Annotated in this window: 20 protein-coding genes; 6 read left to right on the top strand and 14 right to left on the bottom strand. The window is 60.7% G+C overall.

The genetic code is table 11. The annotated features are described in order from the left end of the window. Positions 1 to 170: 170 nt before the first annotated feature. Both M0H32_RS11570 and meaB read right to left on the bottom strand, forming a co-directional pair. The gene (locus M0H32_RS11570) at positions 171 to 782 is read right to left on the bottom strand and encodes a pyroglutamyl-peptidase I (protein WP_248154033.1); all 612 of its coding nucleotides are present in this window, start codon (positions 780 to 782) and stop codon (positions 171 to 173) included. Then, positions 779 to 1777 (bottom strand): methylmalonyl Co-A mutase-associated GTPase MeaB, encoded by a 999-nt coding sequence (gene meaB / locus M0H32_RS11565; protein WP_248154031.1) that lies wholly within the window; start codon positions 1775 to 1777, stop codon positions 779 to 781. The genes M0H32_RS11570 and meaB overlap by 4 nt, the downstream gene beginning before the upstream one ends. A gap of 174 nt (positions 1778 to 1951) precedes the next feature. Between meaB and M0H32_RS11560 the strand changes: the two genes are divergently transcribed. After that, complete coding sequence (locus M0H32_RS11560; protein ID WP_248154030.1) at positions 1952 to 2989, top strand: phytanoyl-CoA dioxygenase family protein; 1038 nt, start codon at positions 1952 to 1954, stop codon at positions 2987 to 2989. Between the two features lie 236 nt (positions 2990 to 3225). On the opposite strand, the gene M0H32_RS11555 is transcribed toward M0H32_RS11560, so the two are convergent. The 6 genes from M0H32_RS11555 to M0H32_RS11530 all read right to left on the bottom strand — a co-directional run bounded on the left by M0H32_RS11555 (position 3226) and on the right by M0H32_RS11530 (position 10666). Further along, complete coding sequence (locus M0H32_RS11555) at positions 3226 to 3816, bottom strand: DUF1131 family protein (protein WP_248154028.1); 591 nt, start codon at positions 3814 to 3816, stop codon at positions 3226 to 3228. 148 nt (positions 3817 to 3964) lie between these two features. Then, positions 3965 to 4546 (bottom strand): LOG family protein, encoded by a 582-nt coding sequence (locus M0H32_RS11550; protein WP_248154026.1) that lies wholly within the window; start codon positions 4544 to 4546, stop codon positions 3965 to 3967. Between the two features lie 51 nt (positions 4547 to 4597). Beyond that, positions 4598 to 5986: a dipeptidase gene (locus tag M0H32_RS11545; RefSeq protein ID WP_248154025.1), complete on the bottom strand. Its 1389-nt coding sequence runs from the start codon at positions 5984 to 5986 to the stop codon at positions 4598 to 4600. Between the two features lie 144 nt (positions 5987 to 6130). Next, complete coding sequence (locus M0H32_RS11540) at positions 6131 to 8062, bottom strand: mechanosensitive ion channel family protein (RefSeq protein ID WP_248154023.1); 1932 nt, start codon at positions 8060 to 8062, stop codon at positions 6131 to 6133. Between the two features lie 82 nt (positions 8063 to 8144). Continuing rightward, on the bottom strand, positions 8145 to 9098 hold the full coding sequence (locus M0H32_RS11535) for a cation transporter (protein WP_248154021.1): 954 nt from the start codon (positions 9096 to 9098) through the stop codon (positions 8145 to 8147). A gap of 8 nt (positions 9099 to 9106) precedes the next feature. Continuing rightward, a complete protein-coding gene (locus M0H32_RS11530; protein ID WP_248154020.1) occupies positions 9107 to 10666 on the bottom strand; it encodes a helicase HerA-like domain-containing protein in 1560 nt (519 codons plus the stop codon). 241 nt (positions 10667 to 10907) lie between these two features. On the opposite strand from M0H32_RS11530, the gene M0H32_RS11525 reads away from it, so the two are divergent. Further along, the gene (locus M0H32_RS11525; RefSeq protein ID WP_248154018.1) at positions 10908 to 11300 is read left to right on the top strand and encodes a DUF2267 domain-containing protein; all 393 of its coding nucleotides are present in this window, start codon (positions 10908 to 10910) and stop codon (positions 11298 to 11300) included. 45 nt (positions 11301 to 11345) lie between these two features. Beyond that, the gene (locus M0H32_RS11520; RefSeq protein WP_248154016.1) at positions 11346 to 11753 is read left to right on the top strand and encodes a DUF4332 domain-containing protein; all 408 of its coding nucleotides are present in this window, start codon (positions 11346 to 11348) and stop codon (positions 11751 to 11753) included. Positions 11754 to 11850: 97 nt separating this feature from the next. Here M0H32_RS11520 and M0H32_RS11515 read toward each other — a convergent pair whose 3' ends face one another. After that, entirely contained in the window at positions 11851 to 12552 is a 702-nt protein-coding gene (locus M0H32_RS11515; RefSeq protein WP_248154015.1) for a helix-turn-helix domain-containing protein, read from the bottom strand. Positions 12553 to 13053: 501 nt separating this feature from the next. Here M0H32_RS11515 and M0H32_RS11510 point away from each other — a divergent pair. Both M0H32_RS11510 and scpA read left to right on the top strand, forming a co-directional pair. After that, complete coding sequence (locus M0H32_RS11510; RefSeq protein WP_248154013.1) at positions 13054 to 15066, top strand: methylmalonyl-CoA mutase subunit beta; 2013 nt, start codon at positions 13054 to 13056, stop codon at positions 15064 to 15066. Next, on the top strand, positions 15063 to 17228 hold the full coding sequence (scpA, locus tag M0H32_RS11505; RefSeq protein ID WP_248154012.1) for a methylmalonyl-CoA mutase: 2166 nt from the start codon (positions 15063 to 15065) through the stop codon (positions 17226 to 17228). Before M0H32_RS11510 ends, scpA begins: the two co-directional genes overlap by 4 nt. A gap of 27 nt (positions 17229 to 17255) precedes the next feature. Here the strand turns inward: scpA and M0H32_RS11500 are convergent, their stop codons facing one another. From M0H32_RS11500 to M0H32_RS11480, 5 genes are all read right to left on the bottom strand, one after another. Continuing rightward, positions 17256 to 17576 (bottom strand): hypothetical protein, encoded by a 321-nt coding sequence (locus M0H32_RS11500; protein WP_248154010.1) that lies wholly within the window; start codon positions 17574 to 17576, stop codon positions 17256 to 17258. Between the two features lie 136 nt (positions 17577 to 17712). Continuing rightward, a complete protein-coding gene (locus M0H32_RS11495) occupies positions 17713 to 17934 on the bottom strand; it encodes a helix-turn-helix domain-containing protein (RefSeq protein ID WP_248154009.1) in 222 nt (73 codons plus the stop codon). Positions 17935 to 17957: 23 nt separating this feature from the next. After that, entirely contained in the window at positions 17958 to 18539 is a 582-nt protein-coding gene (locus M0H32_RS11490) for a DUF2975 domain-containing protein (protein ID WP_248154007.1), read from the bottom strand. A 26-nt stretch (positions 18540 to 18565) separates the two neighbouring features. Further along, positions 18566 to 19147 carry a DUF2975 domain-containing protein gene (locus M0H32_RS11485; protein ID WP_248154006.1) on the bottom strand — a complete coding sequence of 194 codons (582 nt, stop codon included), beginning with the start codon at positions 19145 to 19147 and terminating at the stop codon, positions 18566 to 18568. A 22-nt stretch (positions 19148 to 19169) separates the two neighbouring features. Continuing rightward, positions 19170 to 19862, bottom strand: a complete 693-nt coding sequence (locus M0H32_RS11480) for a DUF2975 domain-containing protein (protein ID WP_248154004.1) — start codon at positions 19860 to 19862, stop codon at positions 19170 to 19172. Between the two features lie 136 nt (positions 19863 to 19998). Here M0H32_RS11480 and M0H32_RS11475 point away from each other — a divergent pair, with 136 nt between their 5' ends. Continuing rightward, positions 19999 to 20691, top strand: coding sequence for an outer membrane protein (locus M0H32_RS11475; protein ID WP_248154002.1), 693 nt, complete (start codon positions 19999 to 20001; stop codon positions 20689 to 20691). The last annotated feature ends 78 nt before the right edge of the window (positions 20692 to 20769 follow it).

Raw genomic sequence — 20769 nt, 5'->3', positions numbered from 1 at the left:
CCTGCACCAGGAAGCTCCTGACCATTCTCAACGCCATGGTCAGAGACGACAAGGAATGGCAGCCTATGATCACATAACAAACACGGTTGCTTCGAGACGCCGCTGACGCGGCTCCTCAGGATGACGCATCGGGGGAGAAAGGCTGACGAACTATGCTGCGCAAACGCGATTCACCCAAGCTGCCGGGCGACCTCTTCCAGCACCCGCACAGCTGCCGCTTCCACCACGGCAAATGATGGCCTGACGTCCTGCGGGCCGTCCGGTAGGGCCGGGACATGGACGAAGATGCTGGGGATGCCTGAGCCGATGGAATCCCAGAGGGTCGCGTTGCAGAGATAGGTGCCGGCATCCTCGGACAATTCTGCCGGTGCGCCCGCGGACCGGGCGGCTGCGCACAGGGCGTCCGCAGGCAAGGTTGAAAGCCGGGCGGCTTCGGCACCGGCTGCCAGTTCCGCCTGCGGGGAGACCGCGCCAGAGGCATCCAGGCGGACCTGTTCGGCCTTGTTCACAGCGCGCGTCTCGATATTGATCGTAGGTCTCGTCCCGTCCACGCCGAAATGGACGATGGCATCCGGCTGAAGGTCGCGGCGCAATTTGTCTGTGACCTCCTGGCGGCCCACCCAGGTGGTCGGCAGGACGTGGAAGTGAAAGTTTGCCGACGAGGAGAGGTCGGCCAGACGGTCGGGCAGGGATCGCATGAGGTGCTGGGTCGGGTTGACCGGCGCGCCGGGAAAGGGCGTAAAGCCCGTGACCAGGATGGTTTTCAGCGGCTTGTCGCTCATGTGTTCAGCCCCATCAAGGATGCCAGTTCATCGACGGCAAGTGAGACGGCGGTCTTGCCGTCGCGCACGTCCGCCTCCAGGGATTTCAGCCTATCGGCCGTGTTCGAGTTGGTCTTCAACGCTTCCATCATGCGCTGCTGCAGCATGTCCCACATCCAGGCCACCTGCTGCCGGCTGCGCTTGTCCGCCCATTCGCCGCTCTTTTGCATGCGTTCGCGGTAAACCTCGATCTGCTCCCAGAGATGATCGAGCCCTTCATTGGCAAGGCCAGAGATGGTGATTACCGGGGGCGTCCAGTTGGGCGACTTCGGTGCCAGGATATGCAGGGCGGCGCGGTAGTCGGAAGCGGCGGAACGGGCGCGCAGGGCGCCGTCGCCTTCCGCCTTGTTTACAGCGATCATGTCGGCGATCTCCAGAACGCCCTTCTTGATGCCCTGGAGTTCATCGCCGGCGCCCGGCAGCATCAGCACCAGGAAAAAATCGACCATGTCGGCGACGGTGGTCTCGGACTGACCGATGCCGACGGTTTCCACCAGGATGACGTCGAATCCAGCAGCCTCGCACAGGAGCATGGTCTCCCGGGTCTTGGCGGCGACACCGCCGAGGGTTCCGGCCGAAGGCGAGGGACGGATGTAGGCGTCGGGATCAACGGCGAGCCGCGCCATGCGGGTCTTGTCGCCGAGGATCGAGCCGCCGGTGCGCGTGGAGGAGGGATCGACGGCCAGAACGGCGACCTTATGCCCGGCCGCGGTCAGGTTCGAGCCGAGCGTGTCGATGGTGGTCGACTTGCCGACACCGGGCACGCCGGTGATGCCGACCCGCAAGGCCTTGCCGGTGCGCGGCAGCAGCTCCTGGATCAGATCCCGGGCGAGGCGACGATGCTCGGCCTTTTTCGATTCGACCAGCGTGATCGCGCGCGCCAGCGCCGCGCGTTTGCCGGCGCAAAGATCCGCGGCAAGTTGCGCCGGGTCGGGAGAAGAAGCCTTTGCAGTCATATCAAAGGCTTTAGCGCAGGAAACGGCAAAGGTCACTGTCGCCAAAGGGAGAAGTTTCCGGACCCTCATTGAGATGTGGGACAAATCCGCGCCGTATCAGCCCAAAAGATTGATTGCACCCGGGAAAAGCGTGTTAGATACGGCGACTTCGAAACAACTGATTTCCGGTGCCGTATGTCGCCTCTATCTTATCTGAAAGCCCCGTTCTGGGTTCTTGGTCTTGCCGGAACCGACAAGTCGCCGCGCAAGAATCCGCTGCTCGGCAGTGAAACGCTCAACAGCTGGGGCCTGCACAAGAAGCGCGTGAAACTGGCGGCCGACCTTGCCGCAAGCCGGCGCGCGCGGTTGGCAGACCTGGTCGATCCGGATCAGCGGGCGTTTTTTGACGAGAACGGCTATTTCCTGGTGAAGAATTTTCTGCCGGACGAGACCTACCGGCAGCTGAAGGAAGAAGTGTTCAACCAGCCGTTCGAGGCCCGGGAAATGCGTCAGGGCCAGGCGGTGACCCGGATGACGCTGCTGCCGCCGGACGTTCTGGCCAGGAACGCGGCGCTCGGTCAGGCCGTGCGCGATCCGCGGGCGATCAACATGCTCCGCTACGCGGCCTCGCAAGGCGGCCAGCCGCTCAATTTCATCCAGACTGTTCTGGTGGAACCGAAGAAGGTGAAAAAGAAGGATCCCCAGTCGGACGCCCATGCGGACACGTTCCACGCCACGTCCAAGGCCTGGCTGTTCCTGCAGGACGTCGGCGAGGAGGATGGGCCGTTCTTCTTTGTGCCCGGCTCCCACAAGCTCACCAAGGAGCGGCTCGCGTGGGAATACGAATGCTCGCTGACGGCAGCCAGGGACAAGCGCTCGCATCATGCCAGCGGCTCCTTCCGGATCCGCGCCGACGAACTCGCCGCGCTCGGGTTGCCGGAGCCCAAAAAGATGGCGGTGCCTGAAAACACGTTGATCGTCGCCGACACCTTCGCCTTTCACGGTCGCACGCCGTCCGACAAGCCGACAATCCGCTCCGAGATCCACTGGCACATGCGCCGCAACCCCTTCCTGCCCTGGACCGGCGGCGACGTGATGAGCCTGCCCTTCCTGAAGGACCGCGGCATGCCGTTGCTGATGGATCTGGCCGATGTCGCGGAAAAGACGGTCAAGATGCGTAATGTCTGGCGGCCGGTCGGCGAGGTGATGGTACGCTCGGAGCCGCATGTTTAGGGCGACCGTGTGAGGGCCGGAGGTCTCGGCCTTGCCGACACAAACCACCTCATCCTGTGAGTTGTCATACCCAACAGCGTCATCCTGAGGAGCCGCGAAAGCGGCGTCTCGAAGGATGGGCGACACATTCCAGAACAAGTAGCCGATCCTTCGAGACGGACCTGACGGTCCTACTCAGGATGACGGTAGAGTTTGTGGTGAAGACTGTGCCATTAAGACTGGCTTTGCCGAGAAACTCAGCTCTTCGGCGTCCATAGAATCCGCTGCAGCTCGGCGTCGAAAAGGTCGTTTTCCGCCGGGAGGCGGTCGAACGGGCCCTGGTAGCCCGGAATGGCGTAGACCAGTTCCACATTCGGATGGCCATTGGAATGGCAGATGGCCATGCCGCGCCACAGGTTCTTGCCGACCCGGCAATCGGCACGCGAGGAGCCGATCTCGGAGAAGGTCATCCCGATGCGCTCGCCATTCGGGCCCTGCAGGTGGTGTGTGACGCCGTGGACGCTGCGGACCTTGCCATTCTGGCCCTTGAACACCTGCAGCACCTGGAAACCGTCGCTGTTGAAAGCGGCCAACGCCCATTCGGTGTTGTTCTCGACCGCTGTCTGGATGCCTTCGGTGGTGAAGCCGGGCAGGGCGGCCTCGATCGCCTTCTGACCATAGGCCGTGTCGCCGTTGATACCGCCGATATGATCCTCGGTGATCTGCACCAGCGTCTCGTTCGAGGTGCGCACCAGCCGGCCGGAGGTGCCGTCCAGCTCGCCCGTGGGCGTACAGGCGGCAGCCGCAGCTGCAAGGACAAACGCAAGGCCGATGACACTCAAACGCATGATGATACTCAGGTTGACAGATCAGCGCCTCGTAAGCCGGCGCCCTGAGGGATTTACCAACTAGAGTCCTGTTTGCAAAGCGGTGTTGTGTCCCTGTGGAAAGTTCCTGACAGGTTCCGCAGGGGTTTGCATGGCTTGTCGAGTGCGGTCAGGTCTCGTCCCGTTTGATCCATTTTGGAGCCGAGGGCGGCGTGTAATTCTCAAACAGGGAGATCATCTCCTCGGGCGTGCCGGCGATCTGGACCATGGCGCGCATCACGTCCTTGGTGAAGCCTTGCTCTGTCTGATGGTCGAGGAACCGGATCAGGTCGTCGTAATAGCCGTCGATGTTCAGAAAGCCGCACGGTTTCTGGTGATAGCCGAGCTGGCCCCAGGTCCAGACCTCGAAGATTTCCTCCAGCGTGCCGACACCGCCGGGCAGGGCGATGAAGGCATCGGAGAGGTCCGCCATCTTGGCCTTGCGTTCGTGCATGGAGCCGACCAGATGCAGTTCGGTCAGGCCCTGGTGGCCGATTTCTTTGTCTTCCAGCGCGCGCGGCAGTACCCCGATGACCTTGCCGCCTGCCTCTAGCGCCGCATCCGCAACCGTACCCATCAAGCCGACCTTGGCGCCGCCATAAACCAGGGTGTAGCCCTGCTCGGCGATCACCCGGCCGGTGGCCCTGGCGGCGTCGGCATAGGTCTCACGCGTGCCATAGCTGGAACCGCAAAAGACGCAGATGGCTTTCATGTGTGTCTCCTCGCAAAGAGCGCGCGCGGCCGGAGCCGCGCGCCTGACCGATCAATCCTCGGCCAGTTCCTTCAGGACCCGCGCCCAGGAGCGGATGCCCTTGTGGTAGCTGGTCAGGTTGTATTTCTCGTTCGGCGAATGGATCTGGTCGTCTTCCAGGCCGAAGCCGATCAGCAGCGAATCCATGCCCAGCATGCGCTTGAAGTCGCCGACGATCGGAATGGAGCCGCCCATGCCGATCAGGGCCGCTTCCGTTTCCCATTCGTCCTGGAGCGCCTTCTTGCCTTTTTCCAGTACCGGCATGGCGAAGTCGAGCCGCAGTGCCGGGCTGCCTTCCTTGGCGATGAACTCAACGCTGCAGTCGGCCGGGATTTTCGAGCGCACATAGGCGCGGAAGGCGTCCTGGATCTTGTCCGGATCCTGGTCACCGACCAGGCGGAAGGTGAATTTGGCGTGGGCCTCTGCCGGGATCACCGTCTTGGAGCCCGCGCCCTGGTAGCCGCCCCACATGCCGTTGACCTCGACGGTCGGGCGGGTCCAGATATGCTCCAGCGGCGTGCGGTCGTTTTCTCCGCGCGGATATTTCAGGCCGACATCGCCGAGGAAGTCCTCGACGGAAAAGCCGAGCGTGTCCCACATGGCCTTGACGTCGTCCGGCATCTCGATGACGCCGTCATAAAAGCCCGGCAGGGTGATCTTGCCGTTTTCGTCATGCAGGCCGGCAATGATGCTGGCGACGATGTGGTTCGGGTTCTGCGCCGAGCCGCCATACATGCCGGAGTGCAGATCGCGGCTGGCCGCCTTGACGATGATCTCGTCGCCGACCATGCCGCGCAGCATCACCGAGATCGCAGGCGTCTTGGCGTCCCACATGCCGGTGTCGCAGACCAGGGCCAGGTCGCAGGAGAGCTCGTCCTTGTTGGCTTCCAGGAACGGATGCAGGGACGGCGAACCCGATTCTTCCTCGCCCTCGAACAGGATCGTGACGTCGACCGGCAGGTCGCCGGTTTCCTCGATATAGGCGCGGGCGGCCTCGACAAAGGTCATCAGCTGGCCCTTGTCGTCCGCAGACCCGCGCGCGATGATGATCTTGCTGCCGTCTTCCCGGGTCTCGATGACCGGATCGAAGGGGTCGCGGTTCCAGAGCTCGAGCGGGTCGACCGGCTGGACGTCGTAATGGCCGTAGAACAGCACGTGTGGGCCGGGTTTTCCCGACTTGCGGTGGCCGACGACCATCGGATGACCGGCCGTGTCGCGCACGGAAGCCTCGATGCCGATGCCGGTCAGCTCTTTGGCGAGCCAGTCCGCGGCTTCGCGGCAGGGCGCCTTGAAGGCCGGGTCGGTGGAAATGCTCTTGATCTTGAGAAGGTCGAACAGGCGCTGAAGGCTCTGGTCGAGATTGGCATCGATGCGTGCCAGGACCTTGTCGATGGAACTCATGACGGATCCTTGAGAATTGGAACTGAATGATGGGGCCGGAAGACTCAGGCCCGTTGAGAAGGCCCTAACAGGCCACAACGCGGCGGGCAGCGCAAATGGATATTGGCGACTGGTTCCCGTCCGCTTCGGCCTGGCCGTTGCCGGTCAAGCGGCCTGGGTGCCTTCCTCTTCCGAATTGGCTTCTCCGTCCCGGGCATTCTCCGCTGCCAGCCCCTTGTCTCGGGCGAGATAGACTGTGGACGAGGGAAAAGCGAATTCAGAGCCGTTGGCTTCGATGATGGCGCGCATGTCGAACAGCATCTCTTCCTGTATGCCCAGGAAGTCTGCGTTGGACGAGGCCAGGACATAGGCATAAGCCTCAAGGGTGACGGCATAGTCGGCATAGCTGATCAGGCGGACCCGCGAGGTTTCGGCAAGCACCTTTTCGTGGTCTTCCAGATAGGCGCGAAGGGCAGCCAGTATGTTTTTCAGTTCCGAAGCGCCGGTTTCATATCGAAGACCAAACCGGTGCCGGAAATGGAATTGGTCCCGCTGGCTGTAGTTGATGATTTTGCGCTTGGCGAGGTCTGCGTTGGCCACGGTGATCAGCGTCCGGTCAAGGGCGCGGATGCGTGTCGAGCGAATGCCGATGGATTCCACCGTGCCAGCGAGGTCGTCAAACTGGCAGAATTCCCCGACCCGGACCATACGGTCGGCATAGAGGATGATGCCGCCGATCAGGTTCTCGATCGTCGGCTGCGCGGCGAGGGCAATGGCGAGGCCGCCGACACCGAGGCCGGCAATGACGCCGTAGATCGGGATGCCGATGCGGGTCGCGCCATATCCCAGAACGATCAGGGCAATGGCCAGGGAAAACACCCGGAAACCCGTGCGCAGCAGACTGGCGTCGAGCCCCTGACGGGCCGGACCGGTGGTGCTTGCGAACCAGACATAGAGCAGTTGCAGGATCTGATAGACCAGCCAGGCGGTTGCCGACCAGACGATTGCGGTCGTGGTCGTGCCGATGATTAGGAGCGCGGTGCCGGTGATGTTGATCTGGTCTTCACACAGATACCGGAACAGGTTCGCTGCCAGGATCACGAGAACCGGATTGAGCAGGGCCTGGACAATCCTTTTGCCCTCGTTGACGGAGACTGCACGCCACCTTCGCCAGCGCACGTAAGCGCCCAGCACCAGTATGTAACAGGTCAGCAGCAGGAGCAGCGCCAGCCACTGCCAATATGCCTGGTCGGACAGGTGATAGTGAAGCCAGGACGGCCCAGCCTCGATCACGTCATACCAGAGCGGCGCGATCAGGTTGCCCGGCGTGTAGATATAGTATTCGAACAGGTCTTCCCCGCGGTCGGCCCGAAGCGGCAAGACACGCACGACGGCATAGTCGTCCGGTATGCGGGCAACGGAGTCTTTCGAAAACAAATAATGCCCGCGGGTTTCGCCCGTCTCCTGGCGCAGGATGCGTATGCTGGTGCCAGGTATCGTCCAGTGTCCGGGAAGGCCGGTTTCACTCCCGGTGTGGTGGAAGCCACCAGCGGACGCTCCCGGGATATCCGAGAAGACGAGTGGGGGGATCCGGTCGAGAATTTCCTGCAGCTGCAGCGCAATTTCGATGCTGGCGTTTTCGCGCGAGGTGACCGGGATGTCGCTGAGGTCGAAGGTTTGCGCGGCCTTCTCCAGCAAAGCCCTGACGAGAAAAAGCTTTTCGCGCTCTTCGGGGGTCAGGAACAAGCGATTGCTGTCATCATAGGACTGGCGCACGGCGAGCCAAAGCGCGTTGACTTCGTTCATGACGAATACGAAGCTTTCCAGGGTTGCGCGTGGGCTAGTCGTGTCGGGTGGCGAAATGGGATTGTCGCGCAGGTAGGCACGGGCGCGGCTGACCCGGTCCGGATCGAGCGCTCCGGGGCCTTCTTCGGCTTGCGGAAGAGCCGCGTCCTGGGCGTAGGATCGTTGTTGCAGCCCCAGAACCGTCAGAGCCAGAACCAGGCAGCAAAGCAATGTTGCACCGGTAGCGGAAAGCCGCTTGTTCACATGGCCCTGGTTGAATGAAAAACCTCGCCAATCGTCCCGAATGCGCATTTCAGTCCACCTGCGGTTGATCTTTCTGCAGGTTTAACGCTCATGGGTAACTATCTTGTTACCCAAGGGAAAATCGAACTGGTCAGCCTGTCCTGCCCGCGGGTTTGAGGCCGTCACTCGCCGTCACGACGATTTCCGCGCGGGTCGCGCCGATCAGATCTTCCAGCCGCGCGGCCAGGAGATCGCGAAATGCGTCCACGTCGGCGGCCGCGATCGGCCGGTCCGGATCCAGATACACAACAACCCAGTGCATGCGCCCGGCCTGGAGAACGGCGGCGCGATGAAATCTGTAGCCCTTGTCCCTGGCGAGATCCCGGGTGGCACGGGCGACCTTGGCATGGGTGCCGCTCGGGGCACTGACGCCGGCAAGATCGGCAAGCGTGGTGCGGAAGGTGGCGAGAGGCTGCCAGATGATGGCCAGGATCAGGACCAGTACGATCACCGCGTCGCCGATCGGCACATAGGGGCCGAGAACCGTTCCTTCCAGAAAGGGCAGGGACAGGAGGGCCGCACCGGAGCCGACGCTGAGCGCACCGTCAATCAGTGCTGCGCGGGCTTCCGTCTTGAGGATCGCGCTGCGCTTGCCGGTCTTGCGATAGGCCCGGTGAAAATTGAAGGCGAGCGCGAGGCAGATGGAGACGATCACCACCGCATAGACAGCAATCGGTCCGAACACCAGTTCCGGCACGCTGCCGCCGGAGAAAAACGTCCAGATCTTCATTCCGGAAACGACGGCCGCAAACACCAGCACCCCGATCAGGATAAGGCTGCGGAAGGTGACGTAGAGCACCTCGTCGAAATCATGCCCCCAGGGACGCGCGCGCGTTGGCGGCAGGCCGACCCTGGCTCCGATTTTCGCGGCGGCGATGGCGGACACGAAATTGACGGCCGAATAGAGCCCGTCGACAAGCATGGCGTCGGAGCGGGAAAGCCAAGCGGTCAGCAGGCCGGCAAAGGCCATGAACAGATTTGCCCATTTCCCGACCGTGAGCGCTCTGCGTTCAACGGTCAGGTGCTGTGCCTTGTCTCCGCTCATGGTCAGGCTCAATTGCCGCGTTTCAGCGATCCGAGCAGGCCCCGGACCAGCGCCCGTCCAAGCGAGCTGCCAAGGCTTCTGGCAGCCGATTTGAGACCGGCTTCCAGCACCGTGTCCCGCTGGCTCTGCCGGTTGCTGCGCCGTTTTCGGCTGTCCTGGCGTGGCCGGTCGTCCCGGCCGAAGTCGGGAAGCTGGAATCCGGAGCGGGACCGGCGTGGCTCGCCATGTTTCTTGGCGTAATTGTCTTCCTTGTCCCGCCGTTTCTGTTCCTGGCGCTGTGTTTCTTCCGCGCGGCCGGCAAGCACTTCGTAGGCGGAAACGCGGTCTTTGGTGCGGTCGTAAATTCCGAAGACGGGACTGGTCTGGATCATGCTCCTCCGCTCGGCCTGCGTTACCGGTCCGAGACGGGAAGAAGGCGGGCGGATCAGCGTTCGTTCGACGATCGAGGGAATGCCTTTGCCTTCAAGGGTAGACACAAGTGCTTCGCCGACGCCAAGTTCGGTAATGATCCGTTCGGTGTTGAGATCCGGATTGGGCCGGAAGGTCTCGGCGGCGGCGCGGACGGCTTTCTGGTCGCGCGGGGTGAAGGCCCTCAGGGCATGCTGGATGCGGTTGCCGAGCTGGGCGAGCACGGTTTCGGGCACGTCGAGCGGGTTCTGGGTGACGAAATAGACGCCGACACCCTTTGAACGGATCAGACGCACCACCTGTTCCACCTTTTCGATCAACGCCTTGGGAGCATCGGAAAAGAGCAGATGAGCCTCGTCGAAGAAGAACACCAGGCGCGGTTTGTCCGGGTCGCCGACTTCAGGCAGTTCCTCGAAGAGTTCCGACAGCAGCCAGAGCAGGAACACACCGTAAAGCCGCGGCGAGGTCATCAGCTTGTCGGCGGCCAGGATGTTGACGACGCCGCGGCCGTCCGGGGCGGTGCGGATGAAGTCGCGGATATCGAGAGCCGGTTCGCCGAAGAAATTCTCGCCGCCCTGGCGTTCCAGAACCAGAAGACGGCGCTGGATGGCACCGACAGAGGCCTTGGAGACATTGCCGTAGATGGTCGAAAGCTCGGAGGCGCGCTCGGCGACATGGGCAAGCATCGCTCTGAGATCTTTCAGATCCAAGAGCAGCAGGCCTTCGTCGTCGGCCAGTTCGAACAACACGTTCAAAACGCCTTCCTGGGTATCGTTCAGTTCCAGAAGGCGCGCCAGCAGGAGCGGGCCAATTTCCGACACCGTCGTGCGGATCGGGTGGCCCTGTTCGCCCAGGAGATCCCAGAACACTGCCGGAACGGCTTCGTAGGTATAGGTCTTTTCGAGGCCGACTTCCCTGGCGCGCTTTTCCAGAAAATCCTTGGAGACACCCTCGGCGGCAAGCCCGGACAAATCGCCTTTGACATCGGCGCAGAAGACCGGCACGCCGGCTTTTGAGAACCCTTCCGCCAGGATTTGCAGCGATACGGTCTTGCCGGTGCCGGTCGCGCCGGCGATCAGCCCGTGGCGGTTGGCAAGCTTGAGGGCCAGGGTTTCGTCCCTGGTGCTGGCACCGATGAAGATACTGTCTGTCGCCGTCACGTTTTCCCCCGAATCCAAACACCTGCCGGCAGCCTAGAGCGTTTCACGACTAGATAGAACTGTTCAGTTGCGCGGGACGCGATACAGGCGCGTGAAATTTGCCGTGATGACGCAGGGGCGCCTGCGGCAATGTCATGCACCGCGCCAATTCACCATCGACGGGACCGCTTTGGGACTTGTATAGAAGAGCCGGACGGGCGCAGGGGAACCAGGCGCCAAGGGGATAATTCAGGAGAACTCCATGGAAGAGCTCATCAAGCGGATCATGGCAGCAGCGGGCATTGAAGAAGACACTGCGAAAAGCGCCATCGGCATCATTCTCGGTTTTCTGAACAAGGAAGGTCCGGAAGACAAGATGCAGCTCATTTTCGACGCTTTGCCCGGTGCGCAGGAACTGGTGGCCGAGCGTCAGGCCAATGGCGGCGGCGGCGGTCTTCTTGGTGGTCTGGGCGCCATGATGGGCGGCCAGATGGGCGCCATGGCGGCCTTGAGCGAGCTGAATGGCATCGGTCTCGACATGGGCGGTGTGCAAAGTGTTGCCAAGGAACTCATTTCCTATGCTAAGGAAAAAGCAGGGGATGACGTTGTGAATGAAGTGGTTTCACAAATTCCGGGGTTGAGCCAAATCGTCTGACTGCCCCAGGGTCGGCTTCGGATTGATTGAGGGAGTTCTGTGCGGATGTCTTATTCCATCGATGAAATCGAGGGCATCGGTCCGACCTATGCGGCCAAGCTCGGTGAGCTGGGCATCAAGACGACCGAGGCCTATCTGGAACGTGCCAAGGATCCGAAGGGCCGCAAGGCGCTGGAAGAGGAAACCGGCATCGAAGGCAAGCGGATCCTGAAATGGGCCAACATGGCCGACCTGATGCGGATCAGCGGCGTCGGCGAGGAATATTCCGAACTCCTGGAAGCGGCCGGTGTCGACACCGTCAAGGAACTCAAGCACCGCAACGCGGCCAATCTGGCGGCGAAAATGGCCGAAGTGAACGAGGACAAGAAACTCGTGCGACAGGTGCCGAGCGAGAGCCAGGTTACCAAATGGGTCGACCAAGCCAAGGATCTGCCGCCGATGATGACCTATTGAGGTCACCGGCATTCCAATTGGATAAACAAGAAAAGGCGCGCCGTTGAGCGCGCCTTTTATTAGCCCCTGAATTCAATCAGCTTTGCTTGCGCCAGTGTTAAACGCTGATCTGGCCGTAACGAAGCGCTTCAACAACCGTGTGGGTCTTGTTGGAAGCGTTCAACTTAACACTGGCATTTTGCAAATGCGCATGCACCGTCCGCTGCGAGATGTCGAGCACATCGGCGATTTCGCCAGCGGTCTTGCCATAGGCCGTCAGTTCCAGGACTCTGCGTTCGCGGGTCGACAGAGCGCCCGGACGCTGACCGGAGATGACGCCGAGTTCCCTGAGACGCGAGAACGCCGCAGCCGACAGCACTTCGAGGTTCGACAGGTCGTATTTGTTGACCTGCAGCGAGGGGCCGCTTGCGAATACGAAGGCCTGGAACGGATAGAGTTCCGTCACCGGAACCACAACAATCTGGCTGCCTTCACCGGCGGAGGCCAAAAGGTCGGAATGTTCCATGTCGCCCGCGCTGATGGTCCAGACCCGGGCGCGGTTTGAGCCAAGGCCAAGCATCAAGGCACTGTCGTTTGCCGACAGAGAGGTGCTTTCAATTCCGTCATTGCGTTGATCGGGCCACCGGAAGCGTTGCACCAGATTATCAATCGGGCGGTTCGGCATCGGCAGGCCAGTTATGAGGATATGCGTCGCCCCCATGCGCCGGAGATTGGATTCCAAGATGTCGAGAACATGATGGGCGGCATTGGCTTCTGAGATAGCTCTCAGTTTGCTCTTCAATTCCGTTTGATCAAGCATTGTGCACATCCTTTGCGGCTTGAGTCGCCGCTTTTCTGCGTCCGCTCCGATGGACACCGGGGCAGCCGCTGATGGGTGAAAACGCATCCTGCCGCAATCCGGGACGGTCTTGGCTGGATCCGATAGCCGCGCATTTCTTATGAGGGTAGAAATTCCCATGCGTCAGCACCTATACGCTACAATACAATTGATGATCGTACCAATAGGGAAAACTGGCAAAGTTGGCTTATTCCGCCAAAAAATTGGCAATTAGTTGTCATTTTACGCCAATTTAGTTGCCTTGTTAAAAGTTCAATCATGAGGGTTGTTGCGGTTTCGGTGCACAATTTCCGCTATAGGCGATTTTTTCGACTCCCGAATTAAGTATAGGCGAATTTGATTCTTTCCGGTGCAAGGAAACGCGCCGTCCAAATGCCCGGTTGAAGCGGATTGCTTACCCTTTCTGATGAGTTGCCATCCTTTGCGGCCAAGGACTAAAACGGGACCAGGGAGAAGACACACATGCCCAACAGTTTTACCGGTCCTGATCATTTCTATACCTCCGACGAGGAAGCCTGGTGGCAGGCCGTCGACAAGGCGCTCAAGGGCGCCCCGCGTCAGAAACTCTTTGGTGCCACAGATGACGGGCTGGAAATCGCGCCGCTCTATGCGCGCCGCCTGGACACACCCGCCCGCGCCTTGCGCGGGGCGCAGCAGGACTGGTCCGTCGTGCAGCGTATCGACATTCCCGACGCGGCCCAGGCAAACGCACAGATCCTGGAAGATCTGGAAGGGGGCGCCAGCGGGCTCGATCTGGTCTTCTCCGGGGCCGCGGCCGCCTATGGCAACGGCATCCAGATTGAGGATCTGGCCGGGCTCGAGACACTTCTGAAAGGCGTTCAGCTCAATCTGATCGATCTGCGCTTCGAGGCGGGACGGGAAAACATTGAAGTTTTGGCGCTGCTTTTGGCCTATTTGGAAAAGCACGGGATCGACCCGGCAAGCGTCCGTCTGACGGCCGGGTTCGACCCTTATGGCTGGATCGCCGCCAACGGAGTGGCCCTGAAAGATATGGAGAACGCCTTCCGGCACTTCCGGGACGCCATCGTCTCGGCGCATGCCTTTGGCAGTCCAGTGCGGATGATGAAGGCCGACGGCCGGATCTGGCACGAAAGCGGTGCGACACCGGCGCAGGAACTGGCCCTGGTGCTGGCTTCGGCGACCGCTCATATGCGCATGCTCGAAGGCACGGTGCTTGCGCCGGAGACCTGGGCGGACCGGATTTCTCTCAGCGTGATCGCGGAGGCGGATCAGATCGGCACCATCGCAAAGGCGCGTGCGATCCGGGCCTTGTGGTCCAGCGTTCTGGACGGCGCCGGACTGCCGCAAACGAAGATGCCTTTGCATATGAGCACCTCCTTCCGGATGCTCACGCGCCGGGATCCCTGGGTCAATCTGTTGCGTAACACCGTCGCGGTGTTCGCGGCCGGTGTCGGCGGCGCAGACAGCATCTCGGTCCTGCCGCATACGCTCGCCGTCGGTTTGCCGGACGGATTCGCGCGCCGCCTTGCGCGCAACACCCAGTCCATCCTTCTGGAAGAAAGCAACCTTGCTAAGGTCACCGATCCGGCGGCCGGATCAGGCGCGATCGAGGACCGCACGGACAAATTGTGCGGCAGCGCCTGGGCGTTCTTCCAGGAGATCGAGGCAGCCGGCGGGCTGATGGATGCCATCCGCAAGGGACTGGTTCAGGACCGGATTGCCGCTGCCCGGGACACGCGCGCAACCGATATTGCCCGCCGCAAGCGGCCGATCACCGGTGTCAGCGAATTTCCGGATCTCTCCGAGAAGAGCGTTTCGGTGCTGATCCAGAAAGACACAGATCTGGCTGGGCTGGCGCCGTCGCCGCAGGATCTGCCGGAACCCGGAAACGGCGAACGGTTCACGGCGCTGCGCAAGCTGGCACTTAAAGGCAGCCCCTTGCAACATCTCGGCATGCGTTTGGATCAGCTGCCGCGCGATACATCCCTGAAGACGCTGACTGCGGCCCGTCTGGCGGAACCGTTCGAGGCCCTCAGGGCCAAGGCGGAAGCTTTCGAAACCAGCACAGCGATTGCGCCCAAGGTGTTTCTGGCGACGCTCGGCAACCTTGCCCAATTCACTGCCAGGGCCACCTGGACGGCCAATGCTTTTGCCGCTGGCGGCGTGACGCCGGTTGGCATGGCCGTCTATGATACACTTGAGGATCTTGTCCAGGCCTATCGCGACAGCGGTGCGGTGCTTGCCTGCCTGGTGTCTTCTGACGAAGTCTATGCGGAGCAGGCGGTCGCCGCAGCCGGGGCACTCAAGGTGGCCGGGGTCCACCAGCTTTTCCTCGCCGGCCGGCCCGGCGCCACGGAAACCGAACTGAACGCAGCCGGGATCGACGCCTACCTCTTTGCCGGATGCGATTTGCTGGCGCTGCTTGGCGCCGCGCATGACCGGCTGGAGGCCGTCTACGGCACGGAGCTTACCGATCTGGAGGTCCAACAATGAGCAGGATCCCGAATTTCGCTGACAAACCGTTTCGCAACCGCGTGACGGAAGCCGGGGCGGGTGACCAAACCGGATGGGAGACACCGGAAGGCATTGAAGTGCCGCCCGTCTATGCCAATTCTGATCTTGAAGGGCTGAAGCATCTCGACAGCTGGCCGGGCCTGCCGCCGTTCCTGCGCGGGCCGTATCCGACCATGTATGTGCAGCAACCCTGGACCGTGCGCCAATATGCGGGCTTCTCGACGGCGGAAGATTCCAACGCCTTTTACCGGCGCAATCTGGCCGCCGGCCAGAAAGGCCTGTCGGTCGCCTTCGACCTGGCGACGCACCGGGGCTATGACAGCGACCATCCGCGCGTGGCCGGCGATGTCGGCATGGCCGGTGTGGCGATCGATTCCATCTATGACATGCGCACGCTTTTCTCCGGCATCCCGCTGGACAAGATGAGCGTCTCCATGACCATGAACGGTGCGGTGCTGCCCGTTCTCGCGCTCTATATTGTCGCTGCGGAAGAACAGGGCGTTCAGCAGAAGGATCTGTCGGGCACCATTCAGAATGACATTCTGAAGGAGTTCATGGTCCGCAATACCTATATCTACCCGCCGCAGCCTTCCATGCGGATCATCTCGGACATCTTCAAGTACACGTCCCAGAACATGCCGCGTTTCAACTCGATCTCGATTTCCGGCTATCACATGCAGGAAGCCGGGGCGACCGCGGATCTGGAGCTGGCTTATACGATCGCCGACGGCATCGAATATGCGCGTGCCGGCGTTGCCGCCGGCATGGATATCGACCAGTTCGCTCCCAGGCTGTCGTTCTTCTGGGCGATCGGCATGAACTTCTTCATGGAAGTCGCCAAGTTGCGCGCCGCGCGCCTGATCTGGGCGACGCTGATGGAAGAGAATTTCCAGCCGAAAAACCCGAAATCCCTGTCACTCCGGACCCATTCTCAGACCTCCGGCTGGTCGTTGACGGCGCAGGATGTCTTCAACAACGTTGTTCGCACCTGTGTCGAGGCGATGGCGGCCACGCAAGGCCACACCCAGTCCCTGCACACCAACGCGCTTGACGAAGCCCTCGCGCTGCCGACGGATTTCTCCGCCCGGATCGCCCGCAACACCCAGCTGTTCCTGCAGCAGGAAAGCGGCACGACCCAGGTGATCGATCCCTGGGGCGGCTCCTATTATGTCGAGAAGCTGACCGCCGACCTTGCCGAGAAGGCAATGGCCCATATCCGAGAGGTCGAAGAGCTCGGCGGCATGGCAAAGGCCATCGAGAAGGGCATTCCGAAATTGCGCATCGAGGAGGCCGCCGCCAAGACCCAGGCGCGGATCGACAGCGGTGCGCAGACCGTGGTCGGAGTCAACAAGTTCAAGCCGGAAAGCGAACAGGCCATCGACGTTCTCAAGGTCGACAATGCCCAGGTGCGCGCGGCGCAGATCGACAAGCTGAAACGCCTGCGCGCCGAGCGCAACGAAGCCGAGACCCAGGCCGCATTGGATGCCCTGACACAATGCGCCGCTTCCGGTGACGGCAATCTCCTGGACCTGTCGGTCAAGGCGGCGCGCGCCAAGGCCACGGTCGGCGAGATTTCCCTGGCAATGGAAAAGGTCTTTGACCGGCACAAGGCCGAAATCAAGTCGATTGCCGGCGTCTACAAACGGGAGGCCGGTGCCATGGCCGACACGATCGACAGAGTGCAGAAGCTGGTCGACACTTTTGAGGATAATGACGGCCGCCGGCCGCGCATTCTGGTGGCCAAGATGGGCCAGGACGGTCATGACCGCGGCCAGAAGGTGATTGCCTCCGCCTTTGCCGATCTCGGCTTCGACGTCGATATCGGCCCGCTTTTCCAGACACCGGAAGAGGCGGCCCGCCAGGCGGTGGAAAACGATGTCCATGTGGTCGGTGTGTCGTCGCTGGCCGCAGGCCACCTGACGCTGGTACCGGCACTGAAGAAGGCGCTTGCCGACGAAGGCCGGGAAGACATCATGATCGTGGTCGGCGGGGTCGTGCCGCCTCAGGATTATGATGCGCTTTACGCAGCAGGCGCCGCAGCGATCTTCCCGCCCGGAACCGTTATTGCGGAAGCCGCCATCGGCTTGATCGGCAAGCTGAACGAGCAGCTGGGCTATGGTTCCGCGGAAGCGGCGGAGTAAGCACGCAATCCGGAAGAAATATTGGCGCTAGAGGCCGTTGGCGGCGCGCTTGGCGAGCACGCTCAACGGCACCGGCGGATCGAGATACGCGATCTCCAGATGCGGGCGTGAGCGCTGCTGCACATGGGCGAGGCCCAGGCTCAGGTCGCCCTCGTCCTCGATATAGAACGTGTCCGGCAGTTCCGGGCCGTTTTCGGGCAGAATGATACCGGTGTTGCCGTTTACCAGATCATAGAGCGTGCAGGGGCTGATCAGGTCCTTGGCCATGTCCCTGAGTTTGCCGCTGCGCGTTCTGGCGCGGGTCGCCGGTGCCGTCCGGCTTGCAAGTTTCGTGTCCCGTAAATGCACTGTGCGGTCCTCAGCGATCCGAATTACAACCAGTGTAGAAATTACCGAGGGGACTTATACCGGAGGAAGCTTTTGCAAGGCTTGAACCGGTAAGTCGCAGTTGAATCGGATTTTAGCGATCGGCGAAAGGGTGCGGTTATTCCGCAGCTGGCTCGTCCGGCTGATAGATCAGAATGTCACCGGGCTGACAGTCCAGAACGTCACAGATTTTTTCAAGCGTTTCGAACCGCACACCCTTGACCTTGCCTGACTTGAGCAGGGACACGTTCTGCTCGGTAATGCCGATACGCTCCGCCAGTTCCTTGGAGCGCATCTTGCGGCGGGCAAGCATGACATCCAGTTCTATAATGATTGGCATGAAAGGTCCCCGGCGCGCTGTCGCTATATTATTTGTCGATTTTCTTCTGCGAGCAGGGCGGCCTCACGCATGATCCAGCCAAGCAAAAGCATGAGGGCCCCAAGAATCATGCAGGATATTTCACCGCCATCGACCGTAACGTCAACAATCCTTTGCGCTTCCGGGAAGTCCATTGTGGCGATGAGTGCGGCGACCGGGTCGCTGGCAACGTCGAATATGGCATAGGAGATCAGCCAGATGCCGGCAAAGGCGACCTGTTTAAGTGTTCTGGGGGAAAAGAAATCCGCCTTTTGAAAACGGGCGCACAGGTTGCGCAAGGTCCACAAGGCGCTGGTGAGCAGTATGAAGGAGATCGCAGCCAGGAAGGCCAGAAGTGCCCGCTGTACAAGCGGCATGTCTCGGAAGGCCCGTTCAATATTGCCGGTGGAGATACTGTCGACACCATTGAACAGGGAATAGGCGGGCAGAAGAATGGACAGACAAAGGGCAATGCCAAACACGAGTTGAGCCACGACAACAAACGTCAGGACCCATTTGACGGCCCTGGCGCAGCCGCGGATGCGCTTCAGCCGTTTCGTTTGTTGGTGTTGTTCCTGTGTCGTCATCCACAACCGCTCCCAGGTTTACTGCGTCATATGAATTGCCGGTTTTCGTCGGCAATGAGTGCGGCCTCGCGCAAGATCCAGCCGAACAGCAGCATCAAGGCGCCCAGAATCAAGAAGAATATCTCGCCGCCATCCAGGGTGAGGTCCACTGCACGCTCTCCCGGTGGGTAGTCGTAGGTCAGCATGACAGAACCGATCGGGTCGCTGATGAGGTCGAAGACGGCAAAAGCAATCAACCAAACCCCGAAGGAGATAACGTTGGAAAGGGTTGTTGGTGAAAAGAACTCCATTTTCTGAAAGCCATTGAACACCTGGCGGATTTTCCAGCCAGCGGCGGTCAAAAGTGCAAAGGCAATCGCGGTCAAGATCGCAAGGCCGATGCGTTGGATATGGGGCACATCGCCAAGCCTTCGTTCGACGTCGGCAACGTCGAGCGTTTCGTCCGCCGCGATCAAGAGATCGTTCGGAAGGGCTATGCCGATGGTCAACACCACGCCCAGGACCAAAATAATCGCAAGAACAACGGTCACGACCCATTTCATAAAGGCCGATACCCTGCGGATCCGCTTCAAACGCACTTCCCTGTCGGTGGCTTCTGACGACGTCATCGTGGCCTCTTAAAGACGTATTTCATACAAATTGGCGGTTTTCGTCGGCGATCAGCGCTGCCTCACGCAGGATCCAGCCGAACAGCAGCATCAAAGTTCCCAACACCGTGAAAAAAATCGCGCCGCCGTCGATGTTCATTTCAATGATCCTTTGATCTTTCGGCAAGTCGAGGGAAGCCAGAAAACAGCAGATCGGATCGTTTGCGGCACCCAAGGCGCCAAAAGCAATCAGCCAGATGCCGATTGCGAACACGGTCGAAAGCGTGGCGGGGGAAAAGAATTCGGTTTTCTGAAACTGTGCGAAAATGCGCCGAATATGCCAGAACGTCCCCGTCAGCAACAGGAAGGCGATGCCTGTGAGGGCCGCCAGCCCGAGCCGCTGAAGCAGGGGCAGCTCGGCAATCGGTCTTTCGACCAAGCCGAAATCGATGGTCTCGCCGCCGGCGCCGAGAGGCTCCGGCCAGATCAGCGCCGCGATCAGGAAGAGTCCCGTCAGCACGAGCACTATAAAAAGAGCGGCAACGACCCATTTCATGACGCCTGCCAGACGGCGAATCCGGTCAAGTCTGCGGTCTCTGTCCAGGTCCAGGCTGCTCATGGCTGTCTCACGCATCTTGGAAAAGTTGATCCCAGGGTGCTGAGTACGCCGAACCAGTTTTTTTTGCAAGCGCGAAACAAAGTGGTTGACAAAAAAATTATTGTGATCATTTTGCAAATTATCGTTTCACAATAATAAATCAAGTTTGTGATGCGGTGAAAACGTCATCCATGAAGCGAGTTCACTGATGGTAAGTTCTTTTGCCAATTATGATTTTCCCGCTCGAGGCCAATCCGGCGGCCTGAGCAGGAGCGTGCGCCGTGGCATTGTCCGGCGCATATTGCGCAGTCACTGGGTATTGGAGCCGCTGGTTCTGTGCGCGGTGCTTTTGGTGCTTCTGTCAGGAGCCTTTGCCGCCGATCTCGACACCTATCAGGAGCCGGTCTTTCAATCACCGGCTCCGCACTCCCTTTGGGCCGGTCCCTATCTCGGCTTGGAAACCGGGGTTTCCCAGACTGTGACCGATGTTAAGTCGGGTGGACGCAAGAAAGACTTTTCCCGGGTCGACGCGGCCTTCGGTCTGTTCGGTGGCTACAACTGGGAAGTCTCGCGTTTTGTCCTGGGGGTCGAGGGCGGTGCCGCCTATCTGGGAAGCCGGGAAAAGGGTAAACACCCGACGCTCGGTATCGTGGAGACCGGCGCGAAATGGACGGTCAATGCCAAGACCCGCGTTGGTCTGCCGATCAACAATTTCATGCCCTATCTCAGCCTCGGCATCGCCGCGACCGAGCACAGCTTGAAAGCCAATGGCAAAGAGAAGAACTCGGTCTCCATCGGGCCGGTTTTCGGCGGCGGTCTCGAAGTAGCTGTGAGCGACGACTGGCATGTACGTGCGGACTATTCGGTCACCGGCATCCTTGACGAGACATCGCTCTATGGCGGCTCCAAGGTCAATCGGACCTCGGCCAATCATCGTCTCATGATCGGCCTGTCACGGTCATTTTGAGGTGTTGCCGGACCAGTTCGTTCGGCAGCCAAAGGCATCTGCGTCTTATCCCACGAGGCGCAGATGCTTTTTTTGTTG

Origin of the sequence: Roseibium sediminicola, from assembly GCF_023156505.1 — a bacterium.
GTDB classification, from domain to species: domain Bacteria; phylum Pseudomonadota; class Alphaproteobacteria; order Rhizobiales; family Stappiaceae; genus Roseibium; species Roseibium sediminicola.
Note: the sequence above shows the minus strand (reverse complement) of the source record. Positions and strands in the feature narration are given on the sequence as shown.

What these genes read in the sequence shown, in the direction of transcription:
- M0H32_RS11490 (WP_248154007.1), bottom strand. Translation starts at nt 18,539, where the DNA reads ATGACGACACAGGAACAACACCAACAAACGAAACGGCTGAAGCGCATC.
- meaB (WP_248154031.1), bottom strand. Translation starts at nt 1,777, where the DNA reads ATGACTGCAAAGGCTTCTTCTCCCGACCCGGCGCAACTTGCCGCGGAT.
- M0H32_RS11510 (WP_248154013.1), top strand. Translation starts at nt 13,054, where the DNA reads ATGCCCAACAGTTTTACCGGTCCTGATCATTTCTATACCTCCGACGAG.
- M0H32_RS11525 (WP_248154018.1), top strand. Translation starts at nt 10,908, where the DNA reads ATGGAAGAGCTCATCAAGCGGATCATGGCAGCAGCGGGCATTGAAGAA.
- M0H32_RS11540 (WP_248154023.1), bottom strand. Translation starts at nt 8,062, where the DNA reads ATGCGCATTCGGGACGATTGGCGAGGTTTTTCATTCAACCAGGGCCAT.
- M0H32_RS11485 (WP_248154006.1), bottom strand. Translation starts at nt 19,147, where the DNA reads ATGACGTCGTCAGAAGCCACCGACAGGGAAGTGCGTTTGAAGCGGATC.
- M0H32_RS11570 (WP_248154033.1), bottom strand. Translation starts at nt 782, where the DNA reads ATGAGCGACAAGCCGCTGAAAACCATCCTGGTCACGGGCTTTACGCCC.
- M0H32_RS11550 (WP_248154026.1), bottom strand. Translation starts at nt 4,546, where the DNA reads ATGAAAGCCATCTGCGTCTTTTGCGGTTCCAGCTATGGCACGCGTGAG.
- M0H32_RS11535 (WP_248154021.1), bottom strand. Translation starts at nt 9,098, where the DNA reads ATGAGCGGAGACAAGGCACAGCACCTGACCGTTGAACGCAGAGCGCTC.
- M0H32_RS11515 (WP_248154015.1), bottom strand. Translation starts at nt 12,552, where the DNA reads ATGCTTGATCAAACGGAATTGAAGAGCAAACTGAGAGCTATCTCAGAA.
- M0H32_RS11555 (WP_248154028.1), bottom strand. Translation starts at nt 3,816, where the DNA reads ATGCGTTTGAGTGTCATCGGCCTTGCGTTTGTCCTTGCAGCTGCGGCT.
- M0H32_RS11520 (WP_248154016.1), top strand. Translation starts at nt 11,346, where the DNA reads ATGTCTTATTCCATCGATGAAATCGAGGGCATCGGTCCGACCTATGCG.
- M0H32_RS11545 (WP_248154025.1), bottom strand. Translation starts at nt 5,986, where the DNA reads ATGAGTTCCATCGACAAGGTCCTGGCACGCATCGATGCCAATCTCGAC.
- scpA (WP_248154012.1), top strand. Translation starts at nt 15,063, where the DNA reads ATGAGCAGGATCCCGAATTTCGCTGACAAACCGTTTCGCAACCGCGTG.
- M0H32_RS11560 (WP_248154030.1), top strand. Translation starts at nt 1,952, where the DNA reads ATGTCGCCTCTATCTTATCTGAAAGCCCCGTTCTGGGTTCTTGGTCTT.
- M0H32_RS11495 (WP_248154009.1), bottom strand. Translation starts at nt 17,934, where the DNA reads ATGCCAATCATTATAGAACTGGATGTCATGCTTGCCCGCCGCAAGATG.